The organism is Halomonas icarae (assembly GCF_009901955.1).
In the GTDB taxonomy this organism is placed as follows: domain Bacteria; phylum Pseudomonadota; class Gammaproteobacteria; order Pseudomonadales; family Halomonadaceae; genus Halomonas; species Halomonas icarae.
In genome coordinates, this window is record NZ_WUTS01000001.1 from 1,567,108 (window position 1) to 1,590,575 (window position 23,468).

Annotated in this window: 22 protein-coding genes and 1 pseudogene; 13 read left to right on the forward strand and 10 right to left on the reverse strand. The window is 63.4% G+C overall.

Annotated features, from left to right (window positions below; translation table 11 throughout):
- Positions 1–117 precede the first annotated feature (117 nt).
- The 3 genes and pseudogenes from GRB80_RS07260 to GRB80_RS07270 form a co-directional block, all read right to left on the reverse strand.
- A pseudogene (locus GRB80_RS07260) lies at positions 118–393 on the reverse strand (hypothetical protein); the annotation flags it as partial.
- A 55-nt stretch (positions 394–448) separates the two neighbouring features.
- The gene (locus tag GRB80_RS07265) at positions 449–2,185 is read right to left on the reverse strand and encodes a putative bifunctional diguanylate cyclase/phosphodiesterase (RefSeq protein WP_161423082.1); all 1,737 of its coding nucleotides are present in this window, start codon (positions 2,183–2,185) and stop codon (positions 449–451) included.
- On the reverse strand, positions 2,182–3,423 hold the full coding sequence (locus tag GRB80_RS07270) for a sensor domain-containing diguanylate cyclase (RefSeq protein WP_161423083.1): 1,242 nt from the start codon (positions 3,421–3,423) through the stop codon (positions 2,182–2,184). The genes GRB80_RS07265 and GRB80_RS07270 overlap by 4 nt, the downstream gene beginning before the upstream one ends.
- Before the next feature lie 811 nt (positions 3,424–4,234).
- Between GRB80_RS07270 and GRB80_RS07275 the strand changes: the two genes are divergently transcribed.
- Entirely contained in the window at positions 4,235–5,359 is a 1,125-nt protein-coding gene (locus tag GRB80_RS07275; protein WP_309663522.1) for a GGDEF domain-containing protein, read from the forward strand.
- On the opposite strand, the gene GRB80_RS07280 is transcribed toward GRB80_RS07275, so the two are convergent.
- The gene (locus GRB80_RS07280) at positions 5,287–6,573 is read right to left on the reverse strand and encodes an MFS transporter (RefSeq protein ID WP_161423084.1); all 1,287 of its coding nucleotides are present in this window, start codon (positions 6,571–6,573) and stop codon (positions 5,287–5,289) included. The genes GRB80_RS07275 and GRB80_RS07280 overlap by 73 nt on opposite strands.
- A 201-nt stretch (positions 6,574–6,774) precedes the next feature.
- On the opposite strand from GRB80_RS07280, the gene pncB reads away from it, so the two are divergent.
- Together pncB and GRB80_RS07290 are read left to right on the forward strand one after the other, a co-directional pair.
- Positions 6,775–7,995 (forward strand): nicotinate phosphoribosyltransferase, encoded by a 1,221-nt coding sequence (pncB, locus tag GRB80_RS07285; protein ID WP_161423085.1) that lies wholly within the window; start codon positions 6,775–6,777, stop codon positions 7,993–7,995.
- A gap of 345 nt (positions 7,996–8,340) precedes the next feature.
- Complete coding sequence (locus GRB80_RS07290) at positions 8,341–9,750, forward strand: GntP family permease (protein WP_161423086.1); 1,410 nt, start codon at positions 8,341–8,343, stop codon at positions 9,748–9,750.
- A gap of 71 nt (positions 9,751–9,821) precedes the next feature.
- On the opposite strand, the gene GRB80_RS07295 is transcribed toward GRB80_RS07290, so the two are convergent.
- On the reverse strand, positions 9,822–10,139 hold the full coding sequence (locus GRB80_RS07295; RefSeq protein WP_161423087.1) for a hypothetical protein: 318 nt from the start codon (positions 10,137–10,139) through the stop codon (positions 9,822–9,824).
- Between the two features lie 502 nt (positions 10,140–10,641).
- Here GRB80_RS07295 and GRB80_RS07300 point away from each other — a divergent pair.
- Positions 10,642–10,935, forward strand: coding sequence for a sll1863 family stress response protein (locus GRB80_RS07300; RefSeq protein WP_161423088.1), 294 nt, complete (start codon positions 10,642–10,644; stop codon positions 10,933–10,935).
- Between the two features lie 33 nt (positions 10,936–10,968).
- Positions 10,969–11,970, forward strand: a complete 1,002-nt coding sequence (locus tag GRB80_RS07305; protein WP_161423089.1) for an ion transporter — start codon at positions 10,969–10,971, stop codon at positions 11,968–11,970.
- Here GRB80_RS07305 and GRB80_RS07310 read toward each other — a convergent pair.
- A complete protein-coding gene (locus GRB80_RS07310) occupies positions 11,961–12,434 on the reverse strand; it encodes a MerR family transcriptional regulator (RefSeq protein WP_161423090.1) in 474 nt (157 codons plus the stop codon). The two genes, GRB80_RS07305 and GRB80_RS07310, sit on opposite strands and share 10 nt — an antisense overlap.
- Positions 12,435–12,558: 124 nt before the next feature.
- Here GRB80_RS07310 and GRB80_RS07315 point away from each other — a divergent pair, with 124 nt between their 5' ends.
- Together GRB80_RS07315 and GRB80_RS07320 are read left to right on the forward strand one after the other, a co-directional pair.
- Positions 12,559–14,745, forward strand: coding sequence for a heavy metal translocating P-type ATPase (locus GRB80_RS07315; RefSeq protein ID WP_161423091.1), 2,187 nt, complete (start codon positions 12,559–12,561; stop codon positions 14,743–14,745).
- A gap of 82 nt (positions 14,746–14,827) precedes the next feature.
- Positions 14,828–15,529 (forward strand): glutathione S-transferase N-terminal domain-containing protein, encoded by a 702-nt coding sequence (locus GRB80_RS07320; RefSeq protein ID WP_161423092.1) that lies wholly within the window; start codon positions 14,828–14,830, stop codon positions 15,527–15,529.
- A gap of 59 nt (positions 15,530–15,588) precedes the next feature.
- Here the strand turns inward: GRB80_RS07320 and GRB80_RS07325 are convergent, their stop codons facing one another.
- The 3 genes from GRB80_RS07325 to nfsA form a co-directional block, all read right to left on the reverse strand.
- Positions 15,589–15,936 carry a hypothetical protein gene (locus tag GRB80_RS07325; RefSeq protein ID WP_161423093.1) on the reverse strand — a complete coding sequence of 116 codons (348 nt, stop codon included), beginning with the start codon at positions 15,934–15,936 and terminating at the stop codon, positions 15,589–15,591.
- A gap of 103 nt (positions 15,937–16,039) precedes the next feature.
- Entirely contained in the window at positions 16,040–16,612 is a 573-nt protein-coding gene (locus GRB80_RS07330) for a nucleoside deaminase (RefSeq protein WP_161423094.1), read from the reverse strand.
- A gap of 92 nt (positions 16,613–16,704) precedes the next feature.
- Positions 16,705–17,436, reverse strand: coding sequence for an oxygen-insensitive NADPH nitroreductase (gene nfsA / locus GRB80_RS07335; protein ID WP_161423095.1), 732 nt, complete (start codon positions 17,434–17,436; stop codon positions 16,705–16,707).
- A 195-nt stretch (positions 17,437–17,631) separates the two neighbouring features.
- Between nfsA and GRB80_RS07340 the strand changes: the two genes are divergently transcribed.
- The 3 genes from GRB80_RS07340 to arfB are packed head-to-tail and all read left to right on the forward strand — an operon-like array spanning position 17,632 to position 19,197.
- Positions 17,632–18,519: a sirohydrochlorin chelatase gene (locus tag GRB80_RS07340; protein ID WP_161423096.1), complete on the forward strand. Its 888-nt coding sequence runs from the start codon at positions 17,632–17,634 to the stop codon at positions 18,517–18,519.
- Between the two features lie 35 nt (positions 18,520–18,554).
- Entirely contained in the window at positions 18,555–18,767 is a 213-nt protein-coding gene (locus tag GRB80_RS07345) for a DUF3820 family protein (RefSeq protein WP_161423097.1), read from the forward strand.
- A 16-nt stretch (positions 18,768–18,783) separates the two neighbouring features.
- Positions 18,784–19,197, forward strand: coding sequence for an alternative ribosome rescue aminoacyl-tRNA hydrolase ArfB (arfB, locus tag GRB80_RS07350; RefSeq protein ID WP_132042026.1), 414 nt, complete (start codon positions 18,784–18,786; stop codon positions 19,195–19,197).
- Positions 19,198–19,210: 13 nt separating this feature from the next.
- Here the strand turns inward: arfB and GRB80_RS07355 are convergent, their stop codons facing one another.
- Entirely contained in the window at positions 19,211–19,918 is a 708-nt protein-coding gene (locus tag GRB80_RS07355; RefSeq protein WP_161424261.1) for a DUF3581 domain-containing protein, read from the reverse strand.
- Between the two features lie 220 nt (positions 19,919–20,138).
- Here GRB80_RS07355 and nhaD point away from each other — a divergent pair, with 220 nt between their 5' ends.
- The 3 genes from nhaD (at position 20,139) to GRB80_RS07370 (ending at position 23,458) form a co-directional block, all read left to right on the forward strand.
- Positions 20,139–21,617 carry a sodium:proton antiporter NhaD gene (nhaD, locus tag GRB80_RS07360; RefSeq protein WP_161423098.1) on the forward strand — a complete coding sequence of 493 codons (1,479 nt, stop codon included), beginning with the start codon at positions 20,139–20,141 and terminating at the stop codon, positions 21,615–21,617.
- A gap of 223 nt (positions 21,618–21,840) precedes the next feature.
- On the forward strand, positions 21,841–22,272 hold the full coding sequence (locus tag GRB80_RS07365) for a hypothetical protein (protein ID WP_161423099.1): 432 nt from the start codon (positions 21,841–21,843) through the stop codon (positions 22,270–22,272).
- Complete coding sequence (locus GRB80_RS07370; protein WP_237561937.1) at positions 22,241–23,458, forward strand: hypothetical protein; 1,218 nt, start codon at positions 22,241–22,243, stop codon at positions 23,456–23,458. The genes GRB80_RS07365 and GRB80_RS07370 overlap by 32 nt, the downstream gene beginning before the upstream one ends.
- Positions 23,459–23,468: the final 10 nt, after the last annotated feature.

Consider the following 23,468-nt stretch of genomic DNA (forward strand, 5'->3'; position numbering starts at 1 on the left):
TGACAAGCCAATACCCCATGTTGCCATATCTTCAACAACCAAAGAGAGGTCGCCGCTTTTCTATGGCAGCTTATCGCTCGATAAATGCCTAATGGCGATAAGCGTCTCGACAGAGCCCTACATGAGCCTGGTGAAGAGGTTCGTTGGTGTATTGCTTCCCTCCCCTGATACCACTGCCAGGTATTGCGTCCCTTTCGTTCTGCGACTCCCACCAGCAATCTGCAGCAAATCATGAGCCTGCCGGGTAGCTTTATCGCTACAATCGACTCCGATGCTCACACTGATGTGCAGCGCGCACTCCTCGATTTCAAAGAAGCTCTCGAAGGCGGCGAGGATGCGCTCGGTAGCGGCGGCTACTTCCATGCGACTCTCGAGGCTCTGCAACAGAAAGGCGAAGTCATCGTCAAGTGTAAGGGCCTCGGATCATCAGACATTCAAAAAACGGCTGTCAATTGCCGATCCGACAAGCCGCGGAGCTGGTCGAGCTCTCTCCTGAAGGCGGCATGACCTGCATGGCCAGCGCTGTCCAATCATGTCGTTCGGACCACTCGCTGAGCCAGGCCGGCAAATCAGTGCTGGGCATGGGCTTGGCGATGCCATAGCCCTGAGCCTGGGCGCAACCGAGTGCCAACAGCCGCCTGGCATGCTCGATGGTCTCGACACCTTCTGCCAGCATCGGTCGCTTGAACCGGTTGGCCATGAAGATAACGCTCTCGACGATGGCCAGATCGCCAGGGTCATCAAGCATATCGCGCACAAAGCTCTGGTCGATCTTGATCAAGTCGACCGGCAACTGTCGCATATGGGTCAACGATGAGTAGCCGGTACCAAAATCGTCAATGGCGAAATCGATGCCTAATTCTTGACAGCGACGCATTGTCTCCAGGGCCGCTGGCAAGTCGCTCAGGGCGGTACTTTCGAGTATTTCCAACTTCAGGCGCGTAACTGGCACCTCCGGATGGCGTGACAGCATCAGCGTAAGGCGCTCCACGAAGTCTTCTGACAGCAGGTGGGAGGGGCTGATATTGACGTTGATCGGTAGGTTAACGCCTTCCTGCCCCCACGCCTCCAGCTGCTGCAATGCTGCCTCCAGCACCCATTCACCGAGCCGGTCATCGAGGCTGCTGCCTTCGATCAAAGGAAGAAAGGCCCCCGGTGGCAAAAGCCCCCTCTCGGGATGCTGCCACCGCACCAGCGCCTCCAGACCTATTACCCGACCATCGAGCATATCGACCTGGGGCTGATAGTGCAGGCAGAGTTCATTGTCGGTGATAGCACGCTGAAAGCGACGACGCTGTTCCTCCCTGGCCTGCAGTTCACGGTCGAACCGCGAGTCGAAGACATGGAAGATATTTCGGCCTTGCTGCTTGGCACGATGCATCGCCTGAGTGGCGTGACGCAACAAGACGTCGCCCTCCACATCATCCTGTGGATAGAGGGCAACCCCCAGGCTGACGGTCACCTTTAGCATGATCCCCTTGAGAAATAGCGGCGCCGCGATGCTGTTGAGCAGCCACGCCAACGTCTCCTCGTCAGCGCCCTGCTGAAGCAGCAGAGCAAACTCATCACCACCGATACGAGCCAGGATATCGTCACCCTGCACAAGATGGCTGATGCGATGGGCCAGCTGGGTAATCAGCTGGTCGCCTATCTCCTGGCCATGGGTGTCGTTGATGGTCTTGAAGTGGTCAACATCGAGAACACATAGCGCCAGCTGGGCGCCTCGCCGCCTGGCATGTTCGATGGACTCATTCATCAGCTGACCGAGCAGTTCTCGATTGGGCAGACCTGTCAGGGCATCAAAGTACACCTCCCGACCAGTCTTGCGGCCAGAAGCGGCCAATGCCATCAGATCGGAGATCACCATCATGTAATGGCTCAGCTTGCCATCGGCATCACGAACCCCTGACAGGGAGAGAAGCACCGGTGCACTCTGACCCAGATGGTTCCGAAACATGAACTCGGTCTTCACTTGATCACTGGTGCGCAGCATCTCCCGAAGATCCATGGCCATGCAGCTCTCGTCAACCAGCTTGTACAGGCAAAGCCCCTGTAGCTGCGCTGCCTCCAGGCGAGCCAACTCTGCGAAGGCGGTATTGGCGACCAGCACCTTGAGATCGGCATCGGCAACCACCATCGCCTCGCCCGCCTGCTGGAAGGCGGCATGTACCAGGGCGGCCGTCATTCGTCTTCCACCACGATGCAGTTGCGCCCCATCCGCTTGGCACGATAGAGGGCGTCATCGGCCCGCGCCAACAGCGAGTTCATGCCATCTCCAGGTCGATACTGGGCGATACCGGTGCTGATCGTCACTTCCAGGCCGTTGAGGCGTGCACCCGCGATCTGATATCGCAGGCGCTCGGCGAAACTGGCAGCCCCCTTGAGGCAGGTACCCTGCAGCAGGATGGTAAACTCTTCACCCCCCCAGCGGCACAGGATATCGGTGGTACGCAGCGTGCTGGCCACCCGTTCGGTAAGCCGCTTGAGGATGGCATCGCCGACATCATGGCCGTATCGATCGTTGACCTGCTTGAAGTGGTCGATATCGAAGAGCAGCAGAGTGAAGGGCATGCTGTCGCGTTCGGCTTGTTCCAGGGCCTGGCGCAGGGAGTCATCGAAGGCGCGGCGATTTAAGGCGCCAGTGAGGTGATCCCGTGTTGCCTGGCGCTCCAGCTCGTTTTCCATGCGCTTTCGCTCGGCGATATTATGGAAAACCGCGACGAAATGTCGAATCTCGCCCTCGTCGTCGTATACCGCGGTGATCGACTGCCACAACGGATAAACCTCACCGAACTTGTTGCGATTCCAGATCTCCCCCTGCCAATGGCCGGTGTCGAAAAGCGAGTCCCACAGCCGCCGATAGAATGCCGTGCCATGCCTACCCGACTTGAAGATCTTGGGTGTCTTGCCCAGCACTTCATCCTCGCGATACCCGGTGACATCGGTGAATGCCTGGTTGGCACGCTCGATCCGCATCTCGGCGTCGGTAATCATGGTCGCCTGACCGGTCTTGAAGACCGTTGCCAACAGTTCGAGTTCACGCTTCTGGCGACGGCGCTCGGTAACATCCTCCTTGACAGCGACATAGTTGACCACCTGGCCCTGATCATCGCGCACCGGAGTGATCACCTCGGCTTCCCAGTAACACTCCCCGTTCTTGCGCCGGTTGAGCATTTCACCGCGCCACACCTCACCGGCCTTCAGCGTTTCCCAGAGATCCCGGTAGACCGAGGGTGCCGTCTCTCCTGACTGAATCACGGCTGGCGTCTTGCCCAGCAACTCCTCGCGGCTGTAGCCCGTCACATCGACAAAGCGTTGATTGACATACTCGATCTGCCCCTCGGTGTTCGTGATCGCGATGGCGACCGGGCTTTGCTCGACCGCGGTAGAGAGTTGATTGAGGCGCTGGCGCAAGGCTGACATCGTGCTGCAGTGACAGGTAGCGCCTTCCGCCTCCGCATTACCGGCCGACTGAACCGGGTTCACTCCTGCACGGTTATTTTTGACAGTCATACCACCTCCCATGCCGGCCCAGCTGTCGGTTCAGCACACTGCACTCCTCTTATGATTGACGTCCAGAGCTACGGTTAATGTGCAGAACATTAGCCGGCTCAACAGAGTAGGCAACACGGTCAAAAAGCCATAATCCTATAACACCCTCTCGCCACCTTCTTGACCATCATCAAGATTTTTCGAATCTACCAGCACTTGATTGACGAGCCCTCTGCGCCCAGCCACTGAAGTCCGAGCTGAGCCCCCACCTGACTCGCCATGCCTGAAGGGCTCTCCCGATCAGCCACTCAACGACTACAGTCAAGCCGCCCGCACATTGCATGAAGGATATGCTGGCAGGCTGACAAACAGGCCCACTTGCGGATGAGAGGGTTGATGTGAATCAGAGAATTGAAGGCCCTGTGTGACGTTGCCGGCCTCGCTGCCCCAACAAGGCTACGCGTCGGCGAATACCGCGTAGGCCGATTAAACGTCTGGCAACGCCCGGTTCCGATATCCTGACCCGGGATCCAGTCGCCTTCGGGTCCACCATGCCCGACGGGAGACGCAATGCCCTTCAACCCAAACTGGACGGGGAGAACCTGGCCTTGCCGGCACCAGGAACCACACATCACTTGCACCGGTTGACCGGTCAGTTCCACGAGCAGAGCAGAGCAGGGAAGCGCTGTATCGCCGGAGCATCCAGCCGCGAGTCCGAACCGAAACCTGCCTGGCGCTATGCGTGGCGGCTCTGATCTTCGGCATGTTTGCCATCTCGGACTACTTTTATGCCGGCTTGACCCGGGAGTTCTGCCTGCTGAGCATCATGCGTACCCTGGTGGTCGCCTCATGCCTGACACTCGCCTTCATGATCAGACGCCGAGGCAGCGATACTCGCCCAGCCTGGCTACACGCCCTGCCACTCTGGATACTGGCGAGCGGCATCATCCTGATCGTGCCCTTGCGCCCCGAGAGCCTTTCAACCCAGGTCCCGGCGGTCGTGGTCGCCACCATGGCGTTCTATCTGCTCATCCCCAACTTACTGCCTATCGCGACAGCCGCCAGCCTCTATCTGGGCGTCGGCTTTCTGGTGGCGTCCGTGATGGCGGCGGACGCCTCTGCCGTGGTCGTGATGCGCACCACCCTGCTGCTTATCATGACCAATGGCGTAGGCTTCTTCACCCTGCTGCGTCTCGAGAAGCTGCAGCGCAAGCAGTTCGCGCTTCTGCAGGAGGAGCGCATACAGAACCGCCAGCTGGTCGAGGAGATCGCGCACCGCAAGTCGCTGGAGGCACAGCTGCGCAGGATCGCCGAGCAGGATGCGCTGACCGGCCTGGACTCCCGCGGTCACTTCATGACTCGCGCCGAGGCATTGCTACGGCGCTCGCGGCACGCCGAGGCGCCCTTCTGCCTGTTCATGGTCGACGTGGATCACTTCAAGGCCATCAACGATACCTGGGGGCATAGCCAGGGCGACCGGGTGCTGGCCGCGATCGCGGAAGCCTGTCGGCGATCCCTCCGTCCCCAGGATGTGATCGGGCGTTTCGGGGGCGAGGAGTTCATCGTGGCCCTGCCGGAGACCCATCTGAAGGACGCACGAATGGTGGCGGAGCGCCTGCGGAGCAAGGTCAGAGAGCTGACGGTGATGGAGGCCATGCCCGACCACCGCCTCACCGTCACCATCGGCATCGCCGAAGTTCTCGACGAGGAAACCGATCTGGACGAGCTGATCCAGCGGGCCGACCGCGCGCTCTACGATGGCAAGCACGGCGGCAGGAACCGGGTAGTGGTCAGTCACGAGGTGGCGGCGGAGGTCTCATCTTCATCCTCGAGAGGATCCTCCAGCGGCTCACCCTCCTCGTTCTGAAGCTGGTGGTCGTAGGCCGCCTGAAGACCGCCCTCCTCCTCGGAGGCCTCCTCCTCCGCCTGGGCGATGGCGCCGGGGTAGAAGGGCGAGAGCACGGCCACCAGAATGCCGAGGGCCGCGAACATGGCGAACGCATCGGCATAGCCAAAGCCATCCACCAGCGCCCCCACTGCCGGCGAGCCGGTGGCCTGGCCCAGCGATACCGCCATGAAGGGCAGCACTGGCCCCATCGAGAGCCGGCCCGGCAGCAACCGGATGCCGGTCATCAGATAGAGACCGGTCAGGCTCATGTAGGCCAGGCCGAAGACCAGCGCGGAAAAGGCCGCCAGCACAGAGTTGGCGGGGCTTGCCGCCAGCAGCGCCAGGCTCGCCGCCAACATCATCAGCATCAGCGCCTGGGTAATCGGCGGGTTGTTGCGATCGGCCAGATCGGCCACCACGGCACCGCCAAGCCCCGCGATGCCCACCGCCAGCCATAACCACCCAGTAACGCCCGAGGGAAGGCCACCCAGGGTGACCACCAGGTCAGGCGCGAAGATCCAGTAGGCGGAGGAGACCAAGCCCATCACATAGGCAAACAGCGATAGCCTGACCAGCCGTGACCACGGCAGCTCGCCGAGCGGCGGTGGTGATGCCGCGTCGGCCGGCACGACCCGCGAGACCGAGGGCAGGAGGAGCCAGGTGGCGATCACACCGAGAACGGCAAGAACGGCGAAGGAGAGATAGGCGTGGCGCCAGGCGCCAGCCAGGAACAGCACCGTCGGGACGGCCACGATCACGCCGATGCTGGTCCCCGCGTTCATCACCGAGCTGACGCGGCCATGCAACGACCGCCTGACTGTTGCCTGCATGGCCGCGGTCAGCGCAGGCATCATCAAGCCGGTGCAGATGCCACACGCGAATACCCCCGAGCCCAGCATCAGCGGCCCACTGGCTCGACTGATCAGCGCAAGCCCGGCGGCACCGAAGAGCCCCGAGAGCACCGCCGTATAGCGGGCGCCGAGATGATCGGTGATCACGGGGGCCACCGCGGTGGCCAGCAGGAAGCTGATCAGCGGCAGTGAGCCGATGATGCCGATCACATAGGAGGAGAGGCTCAGCTCGTCGCGTATAGGGGGCACGAAGAGCCCGAAGGCGAAGCGTGCCAACCCATAGCTGATGGCAATCAGGGCGGCCCCGAAGATCGCGAACCCCGTTCCCGAAAGCGGTTTCATGGCGACTCCTCCTGTCGGATTTCGAGGGTGCGTGACCGGCGTGGCCGAGATTGCGACGCGGGCACGTCAGACTCGACAATGCCACCGACCCGGGCCGCCTTGCCACCCTGAAGCGAGGGTGTCTTGTTTGATAGCCCTCGAAATGGCCGCCCCCGAGCGATACGATTACCATCAATGCCATCACCACACAGGGAGCACTCCATGGCGGCCGCGTACCGCGCACCGGGCCAGATCATCACCTCACTGCTCGATACCGACTGGTACAAGCTGACCATGATGCAGGGGGTGCACCACAAGTACCCCAACGCCAGCGTGGCCTGGGAGTTTCGCTGCCGCAACGCCGAGAACCTGGCGCCCTATCTGGGGGAGATTCGCGACCAGATCGACCGGCTGGCCAGCCTGGCCCTGAGCCGCGACGAGTCCGCCTACCTGAGCGGTTTTCCCTACCTGTCCCCCGACTTCATTCGCTTCCTGGAGCTCTACCGCTTTCGCCCGGAGTACGTGGCCACCTACATGGAAGGCAGTGAGCTGTGCATCGTCATCGACGGCCCCTGGTCGCACAGCATCCTGTTCGAGATCGTGATCCTGGCGATCATCAGCGAGGTGCGCAATCGGGTGCTGCACCCCGACGCCAGCATCGACCAGGCGGTGAGCCGGCTGCGCGACAAGCTGGGGGCGCTGCGTCGCGACTACACGTCGGCCCAGCTGGCCGACTTCCGCCTGGCCGACTTCGGCACCCGAAGGCGGCTGTCGCAACCGGTGCAGGAGGCGATTATCGGCGTGCTGGCCGAGGAGTTTCCGGGCCAGTTCGTCGGCACCAGCAATGTCGATATCGCGCGCCGCCACGGCCTGGCACCGATGGGCACCATGGCCCACGAGTGGGTGATGGCCCACCAGCAGCTGGGCAGCCGGCTGGTGGACAGCCAGCGCGCCGCCCTGGAGGCCTGGGTCCAGGAGTATCGAGGCCATCTCGGCGTGGCGCTCACCGACACCATCACCCTGGATGCCTTCCTGGCCGACTTCGATCTCTACTTCGCCAAGCTGTTCGACGGCCTGCGCCACGACAGCGGCGATCCGCTGGTGTTCGCCGAGAAGTGCATCCGCCACTATGAGCGGCTGGGCATCGACCCCAGAGGCAAGACGCTGATCTTCAGCGATGCACTGACCTTCGACTCGGCCATGGCCATCAAGCAGGCGCTGGAGGGGCGCATTCGCACCAGCTTCGGCATCGGCACCAGCCTGACCTGCGACCTGCCCGGGGTGACGCCGATGAACATCGTCATCAAGATGGTCTCGTGCAACGGTCAGCCGGTAGCCAAGATCTCCGATGCCCCGGGCAAGGCCACCACCCGCGACCCGGAATATGTCCACTACCTGAGAAGCGTGTTCAACGTCGAAGAGCCGGCAGAGTCCGGACGATAGCCCCCGCATCTGCCAGCAGCGCATGGGGCACAAGCGTACCAGGCCCACCAATGGGCTCCTGACGGAGGCCTGACGACAAGGATGTCGCAAGGCGCAACCCAGGCCCTTTGCGACAGGGTGCGCCTCTAACTTCCTCTCCATGTGACCCGACGCCCTATCCTGCCGCCCTTCTCCGGCTCCAGGCATCGAACCCCGTTCCTGGACGAACGGGGAAATCGGCCTCTTGTATTTATTGTTGGATATGTAAGTATTCGCCGCCTCATTTTGGCCACCTCGCTGCTCCAAGGAGGCCTGCCCGCGTGGGCCGCACTCATACCACCTGTTTCTGTCTACAAGGACGTCTGCATGTTTTTCAGTACCCTGGCGATCGTTATCTCGCTGCTGCTGCTGATGTATCTGGCCTACCGCGGCTACTCGGTGCTGCTGCTGGCACCGCTGATGGCCACTCTGGCGGTGCTGCTCTCCGGCGATATCGCCCTGATGCTGCCGATCTATACCGAGACCTTCATGAGCGCACTCGGCGGCTACCTGCTGAAGTTTTTCCCGATCTTCCTGCTTGGGGCACTGTTCGGGCAGCTGATGGCCGATTCCGGGGCGGCCAGCGCCATCGCCAACTGGATCACCCGAGTGCTTGGGGTGCGTCACGCCATCCTGACCGTGGTGCTGGCCTGTGGCCTGCTGACCTACGGCGGGGTATCACTGTTCGTGGTGGCATTCGCCATCTACCCCATCGCCCGGGAGCTGTTTCGCGCCGCCGCGATTCCCAAGCGGCTGATTCCGGCCGCCATCGCCCTTGGCTCGTTCACCTTCACCATGACCGCCCTGCCGGGGACTCCGGCGATCCAGAACGCCATTCCGATTCCCTACTTCGGCACCAACGCCTTCGCCGCGCCTGGCCTTGGCATCATCGCGGCGCTGATCATGTTCGGGGTCGGCTGGTGGTGGCTGAACGGTCGCGCCCTGCGCGCCCAGACCGCCGGTGAAGGCTACGGCGAGCATGACGAAAGCCGCGAGGCAAACCTGACTCCCGAGGGCGACAGTCGCCCTGTCGATGGCATGCCCTTCATGCTGGCCATAACACCGCTGGTGCTGGTGATCGGAATCAACGCGCTGTTCACCTACGCGATCTTCCCCCGTCTGGACATGAGTGCACTGAGTGCCGCCTATCCGGAGCTGCAGGTGGCCAACCAGACCGGCCTGTGGGCAATCATCATCGCCCTGCTGACGGCCTGCGCCTGGCTGGTACTGACCCGGCTACGCCACTGGCAAAGCCTGCAGGACACCCTCAACCGGGGTGCCCTGGGTTCGATGCTGCCGATCTTCAATACCGCCTCGGAGGTGGGCTACGGCGCGGTGATCGCCTCGCTAGCGGGCTTCGCCATCCTGCGCGACGCGGTGCTCGGCGTGGCGCCTGGCAATCCGCTGGTCTCCGAGGCAGTGGCCATGACCACACTGGCAGGCATCACCGGCTCCTCCTCCGGCGGCCTCAGCATCGCCCTGCAGACCCTCGGTAGCGACTACCTGGCGCTGGCCGAGCAGGCCGGCATCGCCCCGGAGCTGATGCACCGGGTGGCGGTGCTCGCCGCCGGCGGCTTCGACACCCTGCCCCACTGCGGCGCGGTGATCACCCTGCTCTCCATCTGCGGGCTGACCCACCGCCAGTCCTACCTCAACATCGCCATGGTCACCATCATCATTCCGATGCTGGCGCTGATCAGCGTCATCACCCTGGGCAGCCTGTTCGGCGCCTTCTGACCTCAGCATGGCCTCCGCTATTCAGGACGAGTGCGCGGGGGCCGGTCGCCGATGGTCGTCGTGGGGCGCTGTCAACTGGCGGGGCGCCAGGCGGAAACCCCGTAGTACGCCCCGACGATCGCCGTCAGAAAGCCCATGATCCAGGCGATCAGGGTCTGACTATTCTCGATGGAACCGAGGATGCCCTGGCAGGTCTGGCCCGGCGGACAGTTGAGCCCATCGACAAGCGCGGCAATCAGTATAAAGGCAAGTGAACCGATCAAGGCGGTGAGTGCCATGTAGGCCATGCGCCGCCGATTGGTAAATCGTTGCTGGGAGTAGGTGATCAAGGCGGCCTTGTCGCGGTCCGACAGCTTGTCATCCTTGGCAATTTCGATCATCTTCGTCAAGGGATCCTTTCCCGCCTCTGGCGCCGTTTTCACCTCAATTGGCACGACAGAAGGCTGATCGCTCATTGTCTTGTCTCCTTGTTCAGAGATAAACGTTCGATGATGAACGCTCGGTGATAAACGGCTGCGTATCGGTAACTCCTGGTGCGATCGGAGGGGATCCTTACGAGTGTTGTCCAGGAAGGTGGATGGCAAGGCCTTGCAGAGGGCAGAGGGCAGCGTTTACAGCAAACCGGCCCGTTTCTTGCCTTCCTGACCTTTCTTTCCTGACCTTTCTTTCCTGACCTTTCTTTCTTGTCCTTTCTACAAGATAGCATCACAGCTATCGACCCGCCCTTCACTGACCGTGGCCCGGTATGCTCTTGTCCCGCCGGCGGAGAGATGTCATCGTCGGCGGAGAATGTCATCAGGAGTGCCACCCTTGCCGCGAGGGGCTCTATCCAGGCACACCGAACTTCGAGGGGTTCGAGGTTATCCAGACCGTCGACAACGAGGAGGACGCATGAGCAACCGTGACGCCTATGAACAGAAGCTGCGCGCCAAGCTGGACGAATGGAAAGCGGAGATCGACAAGCTGAAGGCTCAGGCCCGTCACTCCGAGGCCGATGCCAGACTCAAGGAGGAGCGGGAGCAGGAGGCCGAGCAGCTGGAGCAGAAGCGTGAAGAGCTGCGCCAGAAGCTGGAGGAGATGCGTGCATCCGGCGATGACGCCTGGGATGACCTCAAGGAGGGTGCCGAGCGCGCCTGGAAGTCGATGAGCGACTCCTTCGAGAAGGCTCGCTCACGCTTCAACTAGGCCGCTGGTGTGCAGAACAGGCCAGGAGGTCCCATGCCGGAGACACGCCAGCCTCCACTCACCCCGCAAGGGGAACGCGTTCATCTGGCCTGGGACCTGCTGATCATTGCGCTGGTCATCGCCAACCTGACACTGCTGCTGTTCGACAGCCTCTTTCTGCTGCCGCCGCTGAACAGCGCCTTCGAGGCCATGACGCCAGGCCTTCACGGCGCCTACGAACGCCATATCCATGCCCACTTTCTCACCATCGACCTGGCGTTCGTGGCGGTCTTCCTGCTTGATGTCCTGCTGGGCTGGGCGGTGGCCATCGCCGAGCGGCGCTATCACCGCTGGTTCTTCTACCCCTTCGTGCACTGGTACGACGTGCTCGGCTGCATTCCGCTGGGTGGCTTCCGTCTGCTGCGCGTCCTGCGGGTCATCTCGCTGCTGCACCGTCTGCAGCGGCTGGGGATGATCGATGTACGCCGCTGGTACCTCTATGCCGTTCTCGCCAAGTACTACGACATTCTGATGGAGGAGCTTGCCGACCGCATCGCCATCCGCATGCTGGGCAACATCCAGGCCCAGGTACGTTCTCGCGACTCCCTCACCGGTGGCGTGGTGGAGCGGGTGGTGCGGCCTCGCCAGCAGGCACTGATTCAGGAGATCAGCCAGCGCCTGGAGGCCATGGCCGGCAGTGCCTACACCCACAACCGACCCGATATCCTGCGTTATGTGCGGGGTCTGGTCGGCCGTACCCTGACGGAGAGTCCCGAGATCCAGCGACTCTCGCGCTTGCCAATGGGCGGCCAGTTGACCCGGGGGCTCGAGGCCTCGCTCTCGGATCTGGCCTGCCGCCTGGTCAACGAGGCCCTGGCAGGGCTGCAGTCGCCGGAGTTCTCCACCCTGGTGGAGCATCTGGCCGAAAGTGGCTTCGATGCCTGGCTGCGCACCGACCCGCACACCGAACAGGTCACCGAGCAGGTGCTGGTCGACATGCTGGAGCTGCTCAAGGAGCAGATCGCGGTCAAGGAGTGGCGACAGCGCTACCGGTAAGGACCTTGCTTCAGGTCACCGGCGCCACCATGAGCCTGCTCGCTGCTGCACAACTGGTGATCGCTCAGTACCTCGATGATGCGACAGCTCTCGACCTTGCCACCGGCACACTGCCCCACCATTCTGCGCAGCTCGTCGCGCAGTGCCTCTAGACGCTGCAACCGTGTCTCCACCCCCTCGAGGTGGTGCTTGGCGATGACATCCACCTCATGGCAGGACATGTCGGGCCGATCCGACATCGTCAGCAGCTCACGCACCGCGTCCACCGAGAACCCGAAGTCCCGGGCATGACGAATGAAGGTCAGCCGCCTCACGGCCTCCTCACCATAGCGGCGCTGGCCACCTTCGGTACGCACCGCACCACTCATCAGTCCGACACGTTCGTAGTAGCGCACCGTTTCAGGTTTGCAGCCGGCACACCGCGCCAGCTCTCCGATGCCGATGGCGGCCCTGGTCTCCGACATGATGACGCTCCTTCCAAACGGCTTGAACCTGTCATTTGAACCTATGCCTTGAGCCTACACCTTGAACCTATAGTTGCTACAAGGTTTATGCTGGAGACAGTAACCTACCAGCAGGAGTGCCACCATGGAACATTCACCCGCTATGCAAGCCTCCTCGGCGCTGACGCTCCGGGTCGAAGGCATGGACTGCGGCGGCTGCGAGCGCAAGGTCGAGTCCGCCCTGGGGCGCCTGGAGGGCATCGAGCAGGTGCAGGCAAGCTCGGTCACCGGCTCGGTGAAGATTGTCCCGGCATCGCAGGGCTCTCCGAACCACGAGACAATCGAGCGTACCCTCGACGAGCTGGGCTATCGGGTCGTCCCCGGTGACCAGCGACATCAGGCGAGTGACTCGCCAGCCCCCTGGTGGCAAACCGCCAAGGGGCGGCTGGTGCTGGTCACGGGTGGCCTGCTGGCGCTGGCCTTTATCCTGCGCATGACCTTTCCGGCCCTGGGCAACTGGCCCTTCGTGGCGGCCACCGTGGTGGGCCTGGTGCCCATCATCAAGGGCGCCTGGGGGGCGCTGAAGATGCGCAACCCCTTCACCATCGAGATGCTGATGAGCATCGCCGCCCTGGGCGCGCTGGCGATCGATGCCGCCGCCGAGGCCGCCGTGGTGGTGTTCCTGTTTGCCGTGGGAGAGCTTCTGGAAGGCGTGGCCGCCTCCCGCGCGCGACGCAGCATCTCGGCCCTGGCCGACCTGGCGCCGTCGACGGCGAGGCTGATCGATGAGCAGGGAACTCGCGAGGTGTCGGCCTCCTCCCTCACACCGGGCCAGCGCGTCATGATTCGGCCGGGTGACCGCGTTCCCTGCGATGGTCGCATCCTGGCGGGAACCTCCGAGCTGGACGAGTCACCGGTCAATGGCGAGTCCGTGCCCCGCACGCGCTCGGTCGACGACGAGGTCCTGGCGGGCACGGTGAACCTGAACGCCGCCCTCGAGGTGGAGGTGACCCGTGGTGCCGAGGACAATACCATCGCGCGGGTCATTCGCCTGGTCGAGGAGGCCCAGGCCGCCAAGGCGCCGGTGGCACGCTTCATCGACCGCTTCGCCTACTACTACATGCCGGCGGTGGTCGGGCTGGCCCTGCTGATGGCGGTGGTGCCGCCGCTGGCCTCGAGCATGGCCTGGTCGGAGTCGATCTATCGCGCCCTGGCGCTGCTGTTGATCGCCTGCCCCTGTGCCCTGGTGATCTCGACCCCGGCGGCGATCGCGGCCGGCCTCTCGGCGGGGGCGCGTCGTGGGCTGCTGATCAAGGGCGGCGCCGTGCTCGAACAGCTGGGCAAGCTACGCCTGGTGGCGCTGGACAAGACCGGCACGCTCACCGTCGGTGCACCTCGTGTCACCGATGTGGCTGACTGGACTGGCGAACATGGCGAACACGAGGTGCTGCGCCTGGCGGCGGCGATGGAGCAGGACTCCAGCCACCCGATCGCTCGGGCCATTCTGGAGCATACCCAGCAGCAGGGTCTCACGCTTCCCCGGGTTAGCGAGAGCCGCGCCGTGGCGGGTCGCGGGATTGCCGCCCGGGTCGAGGGGCGTGAGCTTGGCCTGGTACCACCCCATCACCTCCTCGATCGGGGGCTCCTCGACGATAGGCAGAGCGAACAGGTCAACGCACTGGAGGAGGCCGGCAAGAGCCTCGCCGTGCTGATGGAGGGCGAGCGCCCGCTCGGCCTGATCGCCGTACGCGATGAGCCCCGCGCCGATGCCCGCGAGGGCCTCGCGGCCCTCTCGCGCCTCGGCGTACAGGCGGTGATGCTCAGCGGTGACAACGTGCGCACCGCCAGGGCCATCGGCGACAGCCTGGGCATCGAGGCCCACGGCAAGCTGATGCCAGAAGACAAGGCGCGCCATATTCGCGACTGGCAGGCCGCCGGCCGGGGCCCCATCGGCAAGGTGGGCGACGGCATCAACGATGCGCCGGCCCTGGCCTCGGCTGACGTGGGCATCGCCATGGGCGGTGGCACGGATGTGGCGCTGGAGACCGCCGATGCAGCCCTGCTCAAGAACCGCGTGACCGGCATCGCCGAGCTGATCGACCTGTCTCGCGCCACTCTCAACAACGTGAAGACGAACGTCGCTCTGGCCCTGGGACTCAAGGCCATCTTCCTGGCCACCACGGCGCTGGGCTTCACCGGCATGTGGATTGCCGTGATGGCGGATACCGGTGCCACCGTGCTGGTGACCCTGAATGCCATGCGGCTGCTGGGTTATCGCTTCTCGCCGGTGCAGGCCCCGGCGGTGGCCCAACCCGCCGCCGCTGCATCGTGACGCCCGTGTGCTCGAGCAACGGCAGCACTGTCCTGCTTCTTGCATCGAGTTCAGCCATTGTGCTCAACCACAGGAGGTTTACATGACCGACCTGGCTGCCTTCCCCATCACACGCAAGTGGCCGGCCCGGCATCCCGAGCGCCTGCAGCTCTATTCGCTGCCCACCCCCAACGGGGTCAAGGTATCGATCATGCTGGAGGAGACCGGCCTGCCCTACGAGGCACACCGGGTCAGCTTCGACGGCGATGATCAACGCTCCCCCGAGTTCCTGTCGCTGAATCCCAACGGCAAGATCCCGGCCATCCTCGACCCCGACGGCCCGGGGGGCAAGCCGCTGCCGCTGTTCGAATCGGGGGCGATCCTGATCTATCTCGCCGACAAGACCGGGCAACTCTTGCCCGAGCTCCCCCAAGATCGCTATCGGGCCCTGCAGTGGCTGATGTTCCAGATGGGCGGCATTGGCCCGATGTTCGGCCAGGTGGGCTTCTTCCACAAGTTCGCCGGTCGGGAGATCGAGGACAAGCGCCCGCGGGATCGCTATGTAGGCGAGTCCCGGCGCCTGCTGGGCGTGCTGGACCGGCAGCTGGCGGGGCGTGACTGGTTGCTGGGCGAGGCCTTCTCGATCGCCGACATCGCGGTCTGGCCCTGGGTGCGCAACCTTGGCGGCTTCTACGAGGCGGGGGAGCTGGTGGGGATAGACGACTTCCCCCAGGTCAATCGCGTGCTGGCCGCCTTCCTGGCGCGCCCCGCCGTGCAACGTGGGCTGACGATTCCAGCAGAGTAATGGCGCGCTCGCGCTTCAACTAGCCGCTGCCTTACTCCTGGCGCCGATATGCGGCGCCCTCATCCCCCGCCGTTCAGGGCCTTCTCCCGCTCCCGGCGATAGGCCTCCACGTGCTCGGCCGGGGCGGCGGGAAGGCGGCCAAGCTCGACGGCCAGCTCGAAGAAGCCCGCCCGGGGCAGCTCGCCGCGGCGGCTGACCACCAGGGCGGCGATCAGCGGGCGGCCAGCGGCCACGTCCTCGCGCATCAGTGCCTCGAGGGCCAGGGCGACGCGCTGGATGGTACGCGGCGGCGAAAGACCCAACGCCTCGGCGGCCTGCCGATAGGTAATCGGCAGCTGCGCCTCGGGTAACCCCTCCAGCAGCGCTCTTAGACGCGGCGCGAGATCGGTAGCGGCCTGGCTCTCCATGCCGTGGTCCTCCACGAGTGAACGGATAGTTGTGAATGTGCCCCTTGATGAGCCGTGCCAAGCGCCTCTCCACGGCTTGCTCCCTCCAGGGCCATCGTCGTCTTCAGCAGCGGACCGCCCCACCTCCCTTCCAGTCCTCGATATCGAGCTCGGGGCGCTCGGCGCGAAAGCGCGCGTAGAGCTCGATGCCTTGTGCATCCTCGAGGATATCGACCCGCACGCCCCGGCTCTGGAGCAGCGGCTCGGTACCCGAGGCGTTGGTGACATCGCCCACCACGACCCGGCTGAAGCCGCGCATGCTGACCAGCGTGGCACAGATCTCGCAGGGGCTCAGCGAGGTGAAGAGCGTGGTGCGGCTGAAGTCGATTCGTCCGGCGTCACGAATGGCGGAGGTCTCGCCGTGGTGGTAGGGGTGATTCTCCTGCACCAGAGTATTGTGACCCTTGCCGAGGATGCGCCGGGTGGCATTGTCGATGATCACTGCGCCGATGGGACAACCACCCTCATCGAAGCTCTTCTGCGCCAGCAGCACGGCGATACGCATGAAGTCGGCATCGGTGAGGCGACGGGTGAAGCCCTCATCCATCAGCACCGACAGACTGGCGGTGGGCATATGGGCGATGGCGACCAGCGCTGCCTGGGTGGCTTCCGAGTGATTGTCGAGCAGGGTTTGCATGATGACTCCATCAATTTGCGATGGAGACAAGATGCGCAGCACTGCAGCCTTACGTCAACTGTCCCCTGAAGGCGATGCTCGATGGCTGCCTCTCACTTCATCTCGAAGCCGCGCTTGACCAGGAAGTCACGCATATGGGGGCGCAGCTTGGTATCGAACAGTGGGGTGAGGTTCTGTGACCAGTTGGAATCCTTGGGACCGCCCCTCCGCGACTGATAATACGCGTGCATGGCATCGTCGAAGACCGCCACCAGCTCGCTGTCGTCCTGGTAGCTATCCTCCTTGAGGATTGCCTCCACCGGCAGGCGCGGCTTCACGTCGGGGTCGTGGGCCGGGTAGCCGAGGCACATGCCGAACACCGGATAGACATGCTCGGGCAGGCCCAGTAGATCGCTGATCTGCTGAGGGTTGTTGCGAATGCCACCGATATAGCAGATGCCCAGCCCTTCCGACTCGGCGGCCACGGCCATATTCTGGGCCATCAGCGCGGTGTCCACGCTGGCCACCAGCAGCTGCTCGGTCATGCCGCGTACCACCCGCGCCCCGGTGCGCTCGGCCGCCTCGGTGGGACGCTTCATGTCGGCACAGAACACCAGGAAGGCTCCGCAGGTGGCCACATAGCGCTGACCGCCGGCCAGTTCGGCGATCGCCTCGCGGTTGTCGGGCTTCTTCACATGGATGATGCTGTAGGCCTGCACATGGCTCGAGGTGGCCGCGGCCTGGCCGGCACTCACCAGCTCCTCCAGCAGCTCCCGGGAGACCGGCTGGTCGGTGAACTTGCGGATGGAGCGGTGGGACTTGAGCAACTCGATTGTAGGATTCATGGGACCTCTGGGTTGATGTGCCTTTCTGTTGACGCACTCACTCTCTTGGTGTGCCATCGCATCACATGATGTTGCTTAACGGACTCATTGTTCCACGATGCAGGCTCCTCTTGTACCGTCTCGCTCCAGCATGCTTTCCAGCACCAGCGTCAACGGCTAGGGTGAAGCCTCTTGTGCCATCACTTCGAGGCTCCCATGCCACGCATCCTGCTCGTCGACAATGGCTCACTGCGCCCCCAGGCCGTGCTCAACCTGCGCCGCCTGGCCAGCGCCCTGGCCGCGGCAACCGGGGAGCCGGTGGAAGCCGCCTCGCTGCTGCACTCCCACAAGATTCCGGCCGAGCAGCTGGAGGGCGAGCCGGCGGCGACGCTGGGTCCGCTGGCCGAGCGTCTGGCGGCGGAGGGGGTAACCGAACTGGTGATCGTGCCCTTCTTCTTCGGCCCCAGCCAGGCGCTGACCCGCTATCTGCCGGAGCGCCTGGCACAAGTGCAGGAAAGGTACCCGAACCTCGGCATCAAGGTAACGGCGCCACTGGTGGACACCCTCACAGGACTCGACCTGCGCCTGGCCAGGCTGCTGGCCGATAACGTGCGTGAGGTCATGGCGCGCCGCAAGATGAGCGAAAGGCAGCCACCGACGGTGGTGCTGGTCGACCATGGCAGCCCGGTTCCCGAGGTCGCCGCGGTGCGCAACTATGTGGCCGGGCAGCTCGGCGTGCTGCTGGCCGACGAGGTCGGCTGCGTGACCTACGCCTCCATGGAGCGCCGGGATGGCGATGCGTATCGCTTCAATGAGCCGCTGCTGGCCGACCTGCTCGCCTCGAAGGTGTTGGCCGGGCGCGAGGTGATTCTGGCCATGCTGTTTCTCTCCCCGGGTCGCCATGCCGGCGAGGGCGGCGATATCGCCGAGATCTGTGAACAGGCCATGGCCGCCTCTCCCGGCCTGCGCGTGGCCACCACACGCCTGGTGGGTGAGCACGCCGGCATCCTCGAGATACTCGCCAGCCGCGTGGCCCAGGGACGTTCGGGAGACGCCCTGCTGGTGGAGATGCCGGCCATGGGCAGGATCTGCCGATCCCGGTAGCATGGCCGCCCCCCCACCATCAACGAGGAGACAACGTGAACCCCGAGGACCTGCTGACCCTGGTCAGGCTGCGCATGCCCTTCGGCAAGTATCAGGGCTGGCTGCTCGCCGACCTGCCGGGGCCTTACCTGGCATGGTTTGCCCGGGAGGGCTTCCCGAACAGCGAGCTGGGGCGTCTGCTCGCTCTGATGCACGAGATCGATCACAACGGCCTGGGCGGCTTGCTCGACCCGCTGCGCGGCGCCTGACCTGCAGAGAACACTAATGCTGAAAATTTCCAACAGCGTGGAGCTTGGCGACTGGGAGATCGAGCTGAATGCGATCCGCTCCCAGGGTGCCGGCGGCCAGAACGTCAACAAGGTGGCCACGGCGATCCATCTGCGCTTCGATATCCAGCGCTCCAGCCTGCCCGCCTTCTACAAGGAGCGGCTGATGGCGCTCGGCGACCAGCGCATCAGCCAGGAGGGTGTGGTGGTCATCAAGGCCCAGCGCTTTCGCACCCAGGAGCAGAACCGCGAGGATGCCCTGGCTCGGCTGCGCGAACTGATCCGTGAGGCGGTGAAACAGCACAAGGTGCGCAAGCCCACCCGCCCGACCCGCGGTTCCCAGCGTCGCCGGGTGGACAGCAAGACCCGCAAGGGCAAGACCAAGGCTCTGCGGGGCAAGGTGAAGGTGTGATGTTACGGCCCGCTCAGGCCTCGTAGGCGGCCTTGAGACGATAGAATTCGGCGACGATCTCGTCCATGGCCTCGGCGTCGTAGTCACACAGGCCGCTGACCACCAGCTTCTTGGAACCCGTGCCCACCTGCTCGTCTCCCGACTGGATGCTGAACTCGAGCAGGGTGTCGCCACGCTTGCCATTGACCTCCAGCGAGGAGTCGAGCAGCTCCAGTGATGGTGCCAGACCCTCGAGGCGCTCCAGGCAGAAGCCCATGCTGTCGTAGATCACCAGCGGTCGGCGCGGATTGAACATCACGCCCTGCTCTTCCATCAGCGGCTTGAGGTAGTGTGGAAAGTTCTTGCCCGAGAACGAGACATAGCAGCGCGTAAAGGCCTCCACGACCGCCTCGTCGTGGGTGGTCGCTCCGCCGCGCGAGACCTCCAGATAACACTTGCCGGCCTCGTCGCAGACACGAATCAGCCCATCTCCACCCTCCTGGAAGCCGAGCGGAGTACCATCGCCAACCATGTTCAGGAAACGGAACTCCATGCGCTGGGAGAGGCCGAAGCGCGCCAATACCAGCGCGAACAGCAGGTCTCCCGGAACGCAGAATCGCCGTGCCTCGGGGTTGTGGATGGGGTTGTAGTCGCCGGCGACTCCCTTGGCGAATCGGCTGGCCTGCTCAGCCGAGATGGTGATGCGATCCCCTGCCAGGGTATGAAATTCATCGAGAAACATGCGTGGCTTGCCTGCGTCGTTGGCGATCCGAAAGCGGCCGGCGGCTGCCGGAGCGCAGATAATGCCATAAAACAGCCCGGGTGGCAGACCGAGGGCCTCCATCGACACCACTACTCCTTTGGTGGTAAGGGGTTGCGTCTATATTGCAGTGCACTACAGGTGTTAGACTCGAGGTGCTTTCACACCCTTCCCAAGAACCTCGTTTTCGGAAAACATCGCCATGTCATCCTTCGGATACCCAACCCTACGGCCCCGGCACACCGCCTGGTGGTCGGGATGTCTCGTGCTTGTCTGTCTGCTGTTCGCCCCCACCGCCTTCGCAGTAACCGGCGAGCTCGATCTCACCAGTTCGGTGGTCGGTCTTGTCGCGGTGAGTATCTTCGTCCTCGCCTATGCGCTCGTCATGGGCGAGGAGAAGCTGCACATGCGAAAGTCCAAGCCGGTGCTGGTCGCCGCCGGCATCATCTGGGCGCTGATCGGCTGGGTCTACGTCCAGGCCGGGATGCCCACCGAGGCCGAGCATGCCTTTCGGACTACCCTGCTCGAATTTACCGAGCTGATGCTCTTCCTGCTGGTAGCGATGACCTATATCAACGCCCTGGATGAGCGACGCGCCTTCGATGTGCTGCGCAGCTGGATGGTGCGCAAGGGATTCACCTACCGTCAGCTGTTCTGGATCACCGGTGTCCTGGCCTTCGTCATTTCGCCCATTGCCGACAACCTGACCACCGCTCTGTTGATGTGTGCCGTGGTGACCAAGGTTGCCGAGGGCGACAAGCGCTTTATCAATCTGGCCTGCGTCAACATCGTGGTGGCGGCCAACGCCGGCGGCGCCTTCAGCCCCTTCGGCGATATCACCACCTTGATGGTGTGGCAGGCCGGCATGATCAAGTTCCAGGAGTTCTTCGTGCTGCTTGCCCCCTCGCTGGTCAATTTCCTGATCCCGGCGGTGGTGATGACCCTGTTCATCAAGAACCGCAAGCCGGACAGCCTCGAGGAAGAGGTCTGGCTAAAGCGCGGCGCACGCCGCATCGTGCTGCTGTTCCTGTTTACCGTGGCCACTGCGGTAGCCTGTCACACCTTCCTGCATCTGCCGCCAGTGCTGGGCATGATGACGGGGCTTGGCTATCTGCAGTTCTTTGGCTACTTTCTGCGCCGCACCCTACCCCGCTCGCTGGAGAAGAAGCGTACCCGCTACGCCCGCCGCGGCGACGACAAGAAGCTCGCCCAGCTGGGGAGCGTGGTGCCTTTCGATGTCTTCAATCGTGTCGCCCGCGCGGAGTGGGATACCCTGCTGTTCTTCTACGGCGTGGTGATGTGTGTCGGCGGTCTGGGCTACATGGGCTATCTGGGGATGCTCTCCGAGGCGCTTTACACCGGCTGGGATGCCACCTGGGCCAACATCGCCCTGGGGTTGATCTCGGCGGTGGTCGATAACATCCCGGTAATGTTCGCGGTGCTGACCATGGAGCCGGAGATGTCCCAGGGCCACTGGCTACTGATCACTCTCACCGCCGGTGTCGGCGGCAGCCTGCTCTCCATTGGCTCGGCTGCCGGCGTGGCGCTGATGGGCCAGGCTCGCGGCAACTACACCTTCATGGGCCATCTGCGCTGGGCCCCGGTGATCGCGCTGGGCTATGCCGCCAGCATTGCCGTGCACCTGTGGATCAATGCCGGAAGCTTTCAGGTCCTCGGCTGAGCGCACTGCCCGGCGGCACCGTCGCCGGGCAGCCACGTTGAAGGTCCCGCTTTACATCTCCTTCGCGTCATGTAGCTTATGAGCCGAAGCCTGCCTCGATTCACCGTGGTCTTCAGCGCCATACCCGCCCTGTGACGCGATCAGAGACGCCATTGCACATGCCACACTTCTGCCACCCCGCCTCGCTGCCGCACCGCGATGCCACCCTGCCCGAGGGCGAAACATGGGGTGGCTGAAGACCGCTCTGTTACTCTGTCTAATTGCCCTGACGGGGAGCAGAAGCGTCGCCGGCGATCAGACGTTACTGCTTGTCGCTCATGCCGATGTCACCACTCAGCACCTTACGCGGGATACCACGCGAGCCATTTTTGCCATGCGCCAGCGTACCTGGCCGGATGGTCAGGCTGTTCGAGTGTTCGTGCTACCCAACGGCCATCCGGTCCATGAACGCTTCGTCAAGGAGCGCCTGACTGTCTATCCCCATCAACTGCAGCTGGCTTGGGATCGCATGGTCTTCTCCGGCACCGGCCAGGCGCCGGACCGCGTGAGGCACCAGACCGAGATGCTCGAGCGCATCGCCACCACACCCGGCGCAATAGGCTATCTGGAAAGGGAGTACCTGGATGAACGTGTCCAAGTCATTTCAATGGATTGAAAGACGCCTCGCGCCTCTGTTGGTGACTGCCCTGACGACCTTGTCGGGACAGGCACTGGCCAGCGAAGGCGCGCTGGATACCCTGCAGATGCATGGCTTCCTTAGCCAGGCGCTGGTGATCACCGATGACAATAATGTCTTTGGTCCCAGCAGCGAGGACGGAGGCAGCCTTAAATATACCGAGATCGGAGCCAATGTCTCGCTTCGCCCCCATCAGGATCTGCTGCTTGCCGCCCAGGTACTCAGTCGACGGGCTGGCGGCGACGGCAGAGACGCCAGGCCAGTCCTGGACTACGGGGTGCTCGACTATCAGATGGTATCCAGTCAGCAACGGACCTTCGGCATTCAGCTCGGGCGCAGCAAGAATCCTTTCGGTTTCTACAACCAGACACGTGATGTCGCCTTTACACGTCCGAGCATCCTGCTGCCCCAGTCCATCTATTTCGACAGGACACGCTCGTTGGCACTCTCCGGTGACGGCGTCACGCTCTATCACGAAGAGAGCCTGCCACACGGCACACTGAGAACACAGATAGGCTTTGGCAAGCCCCAGGCTGAGGACGACCTGCGCCGAACCATGCGCCTGGAGGACACGCCAGGTGAGCTTGAGCCGCGTGAGTCCACCATCGCTCAGATCAAGTACGAACATGATGGTGGCAGAGTCATCGCCGCACTCAGTGCAGCGAGTGCCAAGGCCAGGTTCGAACCACGAACCTCCGGGATGAACAGTGGCGACTTTCATTTCCAACCCTGGATCCTGTCGCTGCAGTACAACGCGGAACTCTGGAGTCTCACCGGGGAATATGCGATTCGCCAATCGACACTCGAGGGTTTCGCCAATCCCTTCCTGAACTTCGACGTGACCGGCGAGAGCTGGTACCTGCAGTATGCTCGCCGCTTTCATGACGACTGGCAGTGGCTGGTTCGTTATGACAGCCTGATCAGCAATCGCGATGATCGCTCCGGTCAAGCCTATGAGTCGAGTGGAGCCGGTCCTGCCCACAGCCAGTTTGCCGATGACATCACACTGGGGCTGCAGTGGAATGTAAGCCACCGCCTGAAGCTGGCGGCCGAGTACCACCACGTGGATGGCACGGGGTGGCTACCCGCGCAGGACAACCCGGACCCCGCCGCCACAAGCCGCCGCTGGAATATGTTGCTCTTCCAACTCTCCCTGCGCTTCTAGGCGCCTGCAC

What these genes read in the sequence shown, in the direction of transcription:
- GRB80_RS07265 (WP_161423082.1), bottom strand. Translation starts at nt 2,185, where the DNA reads ATGACGGCCGCCCTGGTACATGCCGCCTTCCAGCAGGCGGGCGAGGCG.
- GRB80_RS07270 (WP_161423083.1), bottom strand. Translation starts at nt 3,423, where the DNA reads ATGTCAGCCTTGCGCCAGCGCCTCAATCAACTCTCTACCGCGGTCGAG.
- GRB80_RS07280 (WP_161423084.1), bottom strand. Translation starts at nt 6,573, where the DNA reads ATGAAACCGCTTTCGGGAACGGGGTTCGCGATCTTCGGGGCCGCCCTG.
- pncB (WP_161423085.1), top strand. Translation starts at nt 6,775, where the DNA reads ATGGCGGCCGCGTACCGCGCACCGGGCCAGATCATCACCTCACTGCTC.
- GRB80_RS07290 (WP_161423086.1), top strand. Translation starts at nt 8,341, where the DNA reads ATGTTTTTCAGTACCCTGGCGATCGTTATCTCGCTGCTGCTGCTGATG.
- GRB80_RS07300 (WP_161423088.1), top strand. Translation starts at nt 10,642, where the DNA reads ATGAGCAACCGTGACGCCTATGAACAGAAGCTGCGCGCCAAGCTGGAC.
- GRB80_RS07305 (WP_161423089.1), top strand. Translation starts at nt 10,969, where the DNA reads ATGCCGGAGACACGCCAGCCTCCACTCACCCCGCAAGGGGAACGCGTT.
- GRB80_RS07310 (WP_161423090.1), bottom strand. Translation starts at nt 12,434, where the DNA reads ATGTCGGAGACCAGGGCCGCCATCGGCATCGGAGAGCTGGCGCGGTGT.
- GRB80_RS07315 (WP_161423091.1), top strand. Translation starts at nt 12,559, where the DNA reads ATGGAACATTCACCCGCTATGCAAGCCTCCTCGGCGCTGACGCTCCGG.
- GRB80_RS07320 (WP_161423092.1), top strand. Translation starts at nt 14,828, where the DNA reads ATGACCGACCTGGCTGCCTTCCCCATCACACGCAAGTGGCCGGCCCGG.
- GRB80_RS07325 (WP_161423093.1), bottom strand. Translation starts at nt 15,936, where the DNA reads ATGGAGAGCCAGGCCGCTACCGATCTCGCGCCGCGTCTAAGAGCGCTG.
- GRB80_RS07330 (WP_161423094.1), bottom strand. Translation starts at nt 16,612, where the DNA reads ATGCAAACCCTGCTCGACAATCACTCGGAAGCCACCCAGGCAGCGCTG.
- nfsA (WP_161423095.1), bottom strand. Translation starts at nt 17,436, where the DNA reads ATGAATCCTACAATCGAGTTGCTCAAGTCCCACCGCTCCATCCGCAAG.
- GRB80_RS07340 (WP_161423096.1), top strand. Translation starts at nt 17,632, where the DNA reads ATGCCACGCATCCTGCTCGTCGACAATGGCTCACTGCGCCCCCAGGCC.
- arfB (WP_132042026.1), top strand. Translation starts at nt 18,784, where the DNA reads ATGCTGAAAATTTCCAACAGCGTGGAGCTTGGCGACTGGGAGATCGAG.
- GRB80_RS07355 (WP_161424261.1), bottom strand. Translation starts at nt 19,918, where the DNA reads ATGTTTCTCGATGAATTTCATACCCTGGCAGGGGATCGCATCACCATC.
- nhaD (WP_161423098.1), top strand. Translation starts at nt 20,139, where the DNA reads ATGTCATCCTTCGGATACCCAACCCTACGGCCCCGGCACACCGCCTGG.
- GRB80_RS07365 (WP_161423099.1), top strand. Translation starts at nt 21,841, where the DNA reads ATGGGGTGGCTGAAGACCGCTCTGTTACTCTGTCTAATTGCCCTGACG.
- GRB80_RS07370 (WP_237561937.1), top strand. Translation starts at nt 22,241, where the DNA reads ATGAACGTGTCCAAGTCATTTCAATGGATTGAAAGACGCCTCGCGCCT.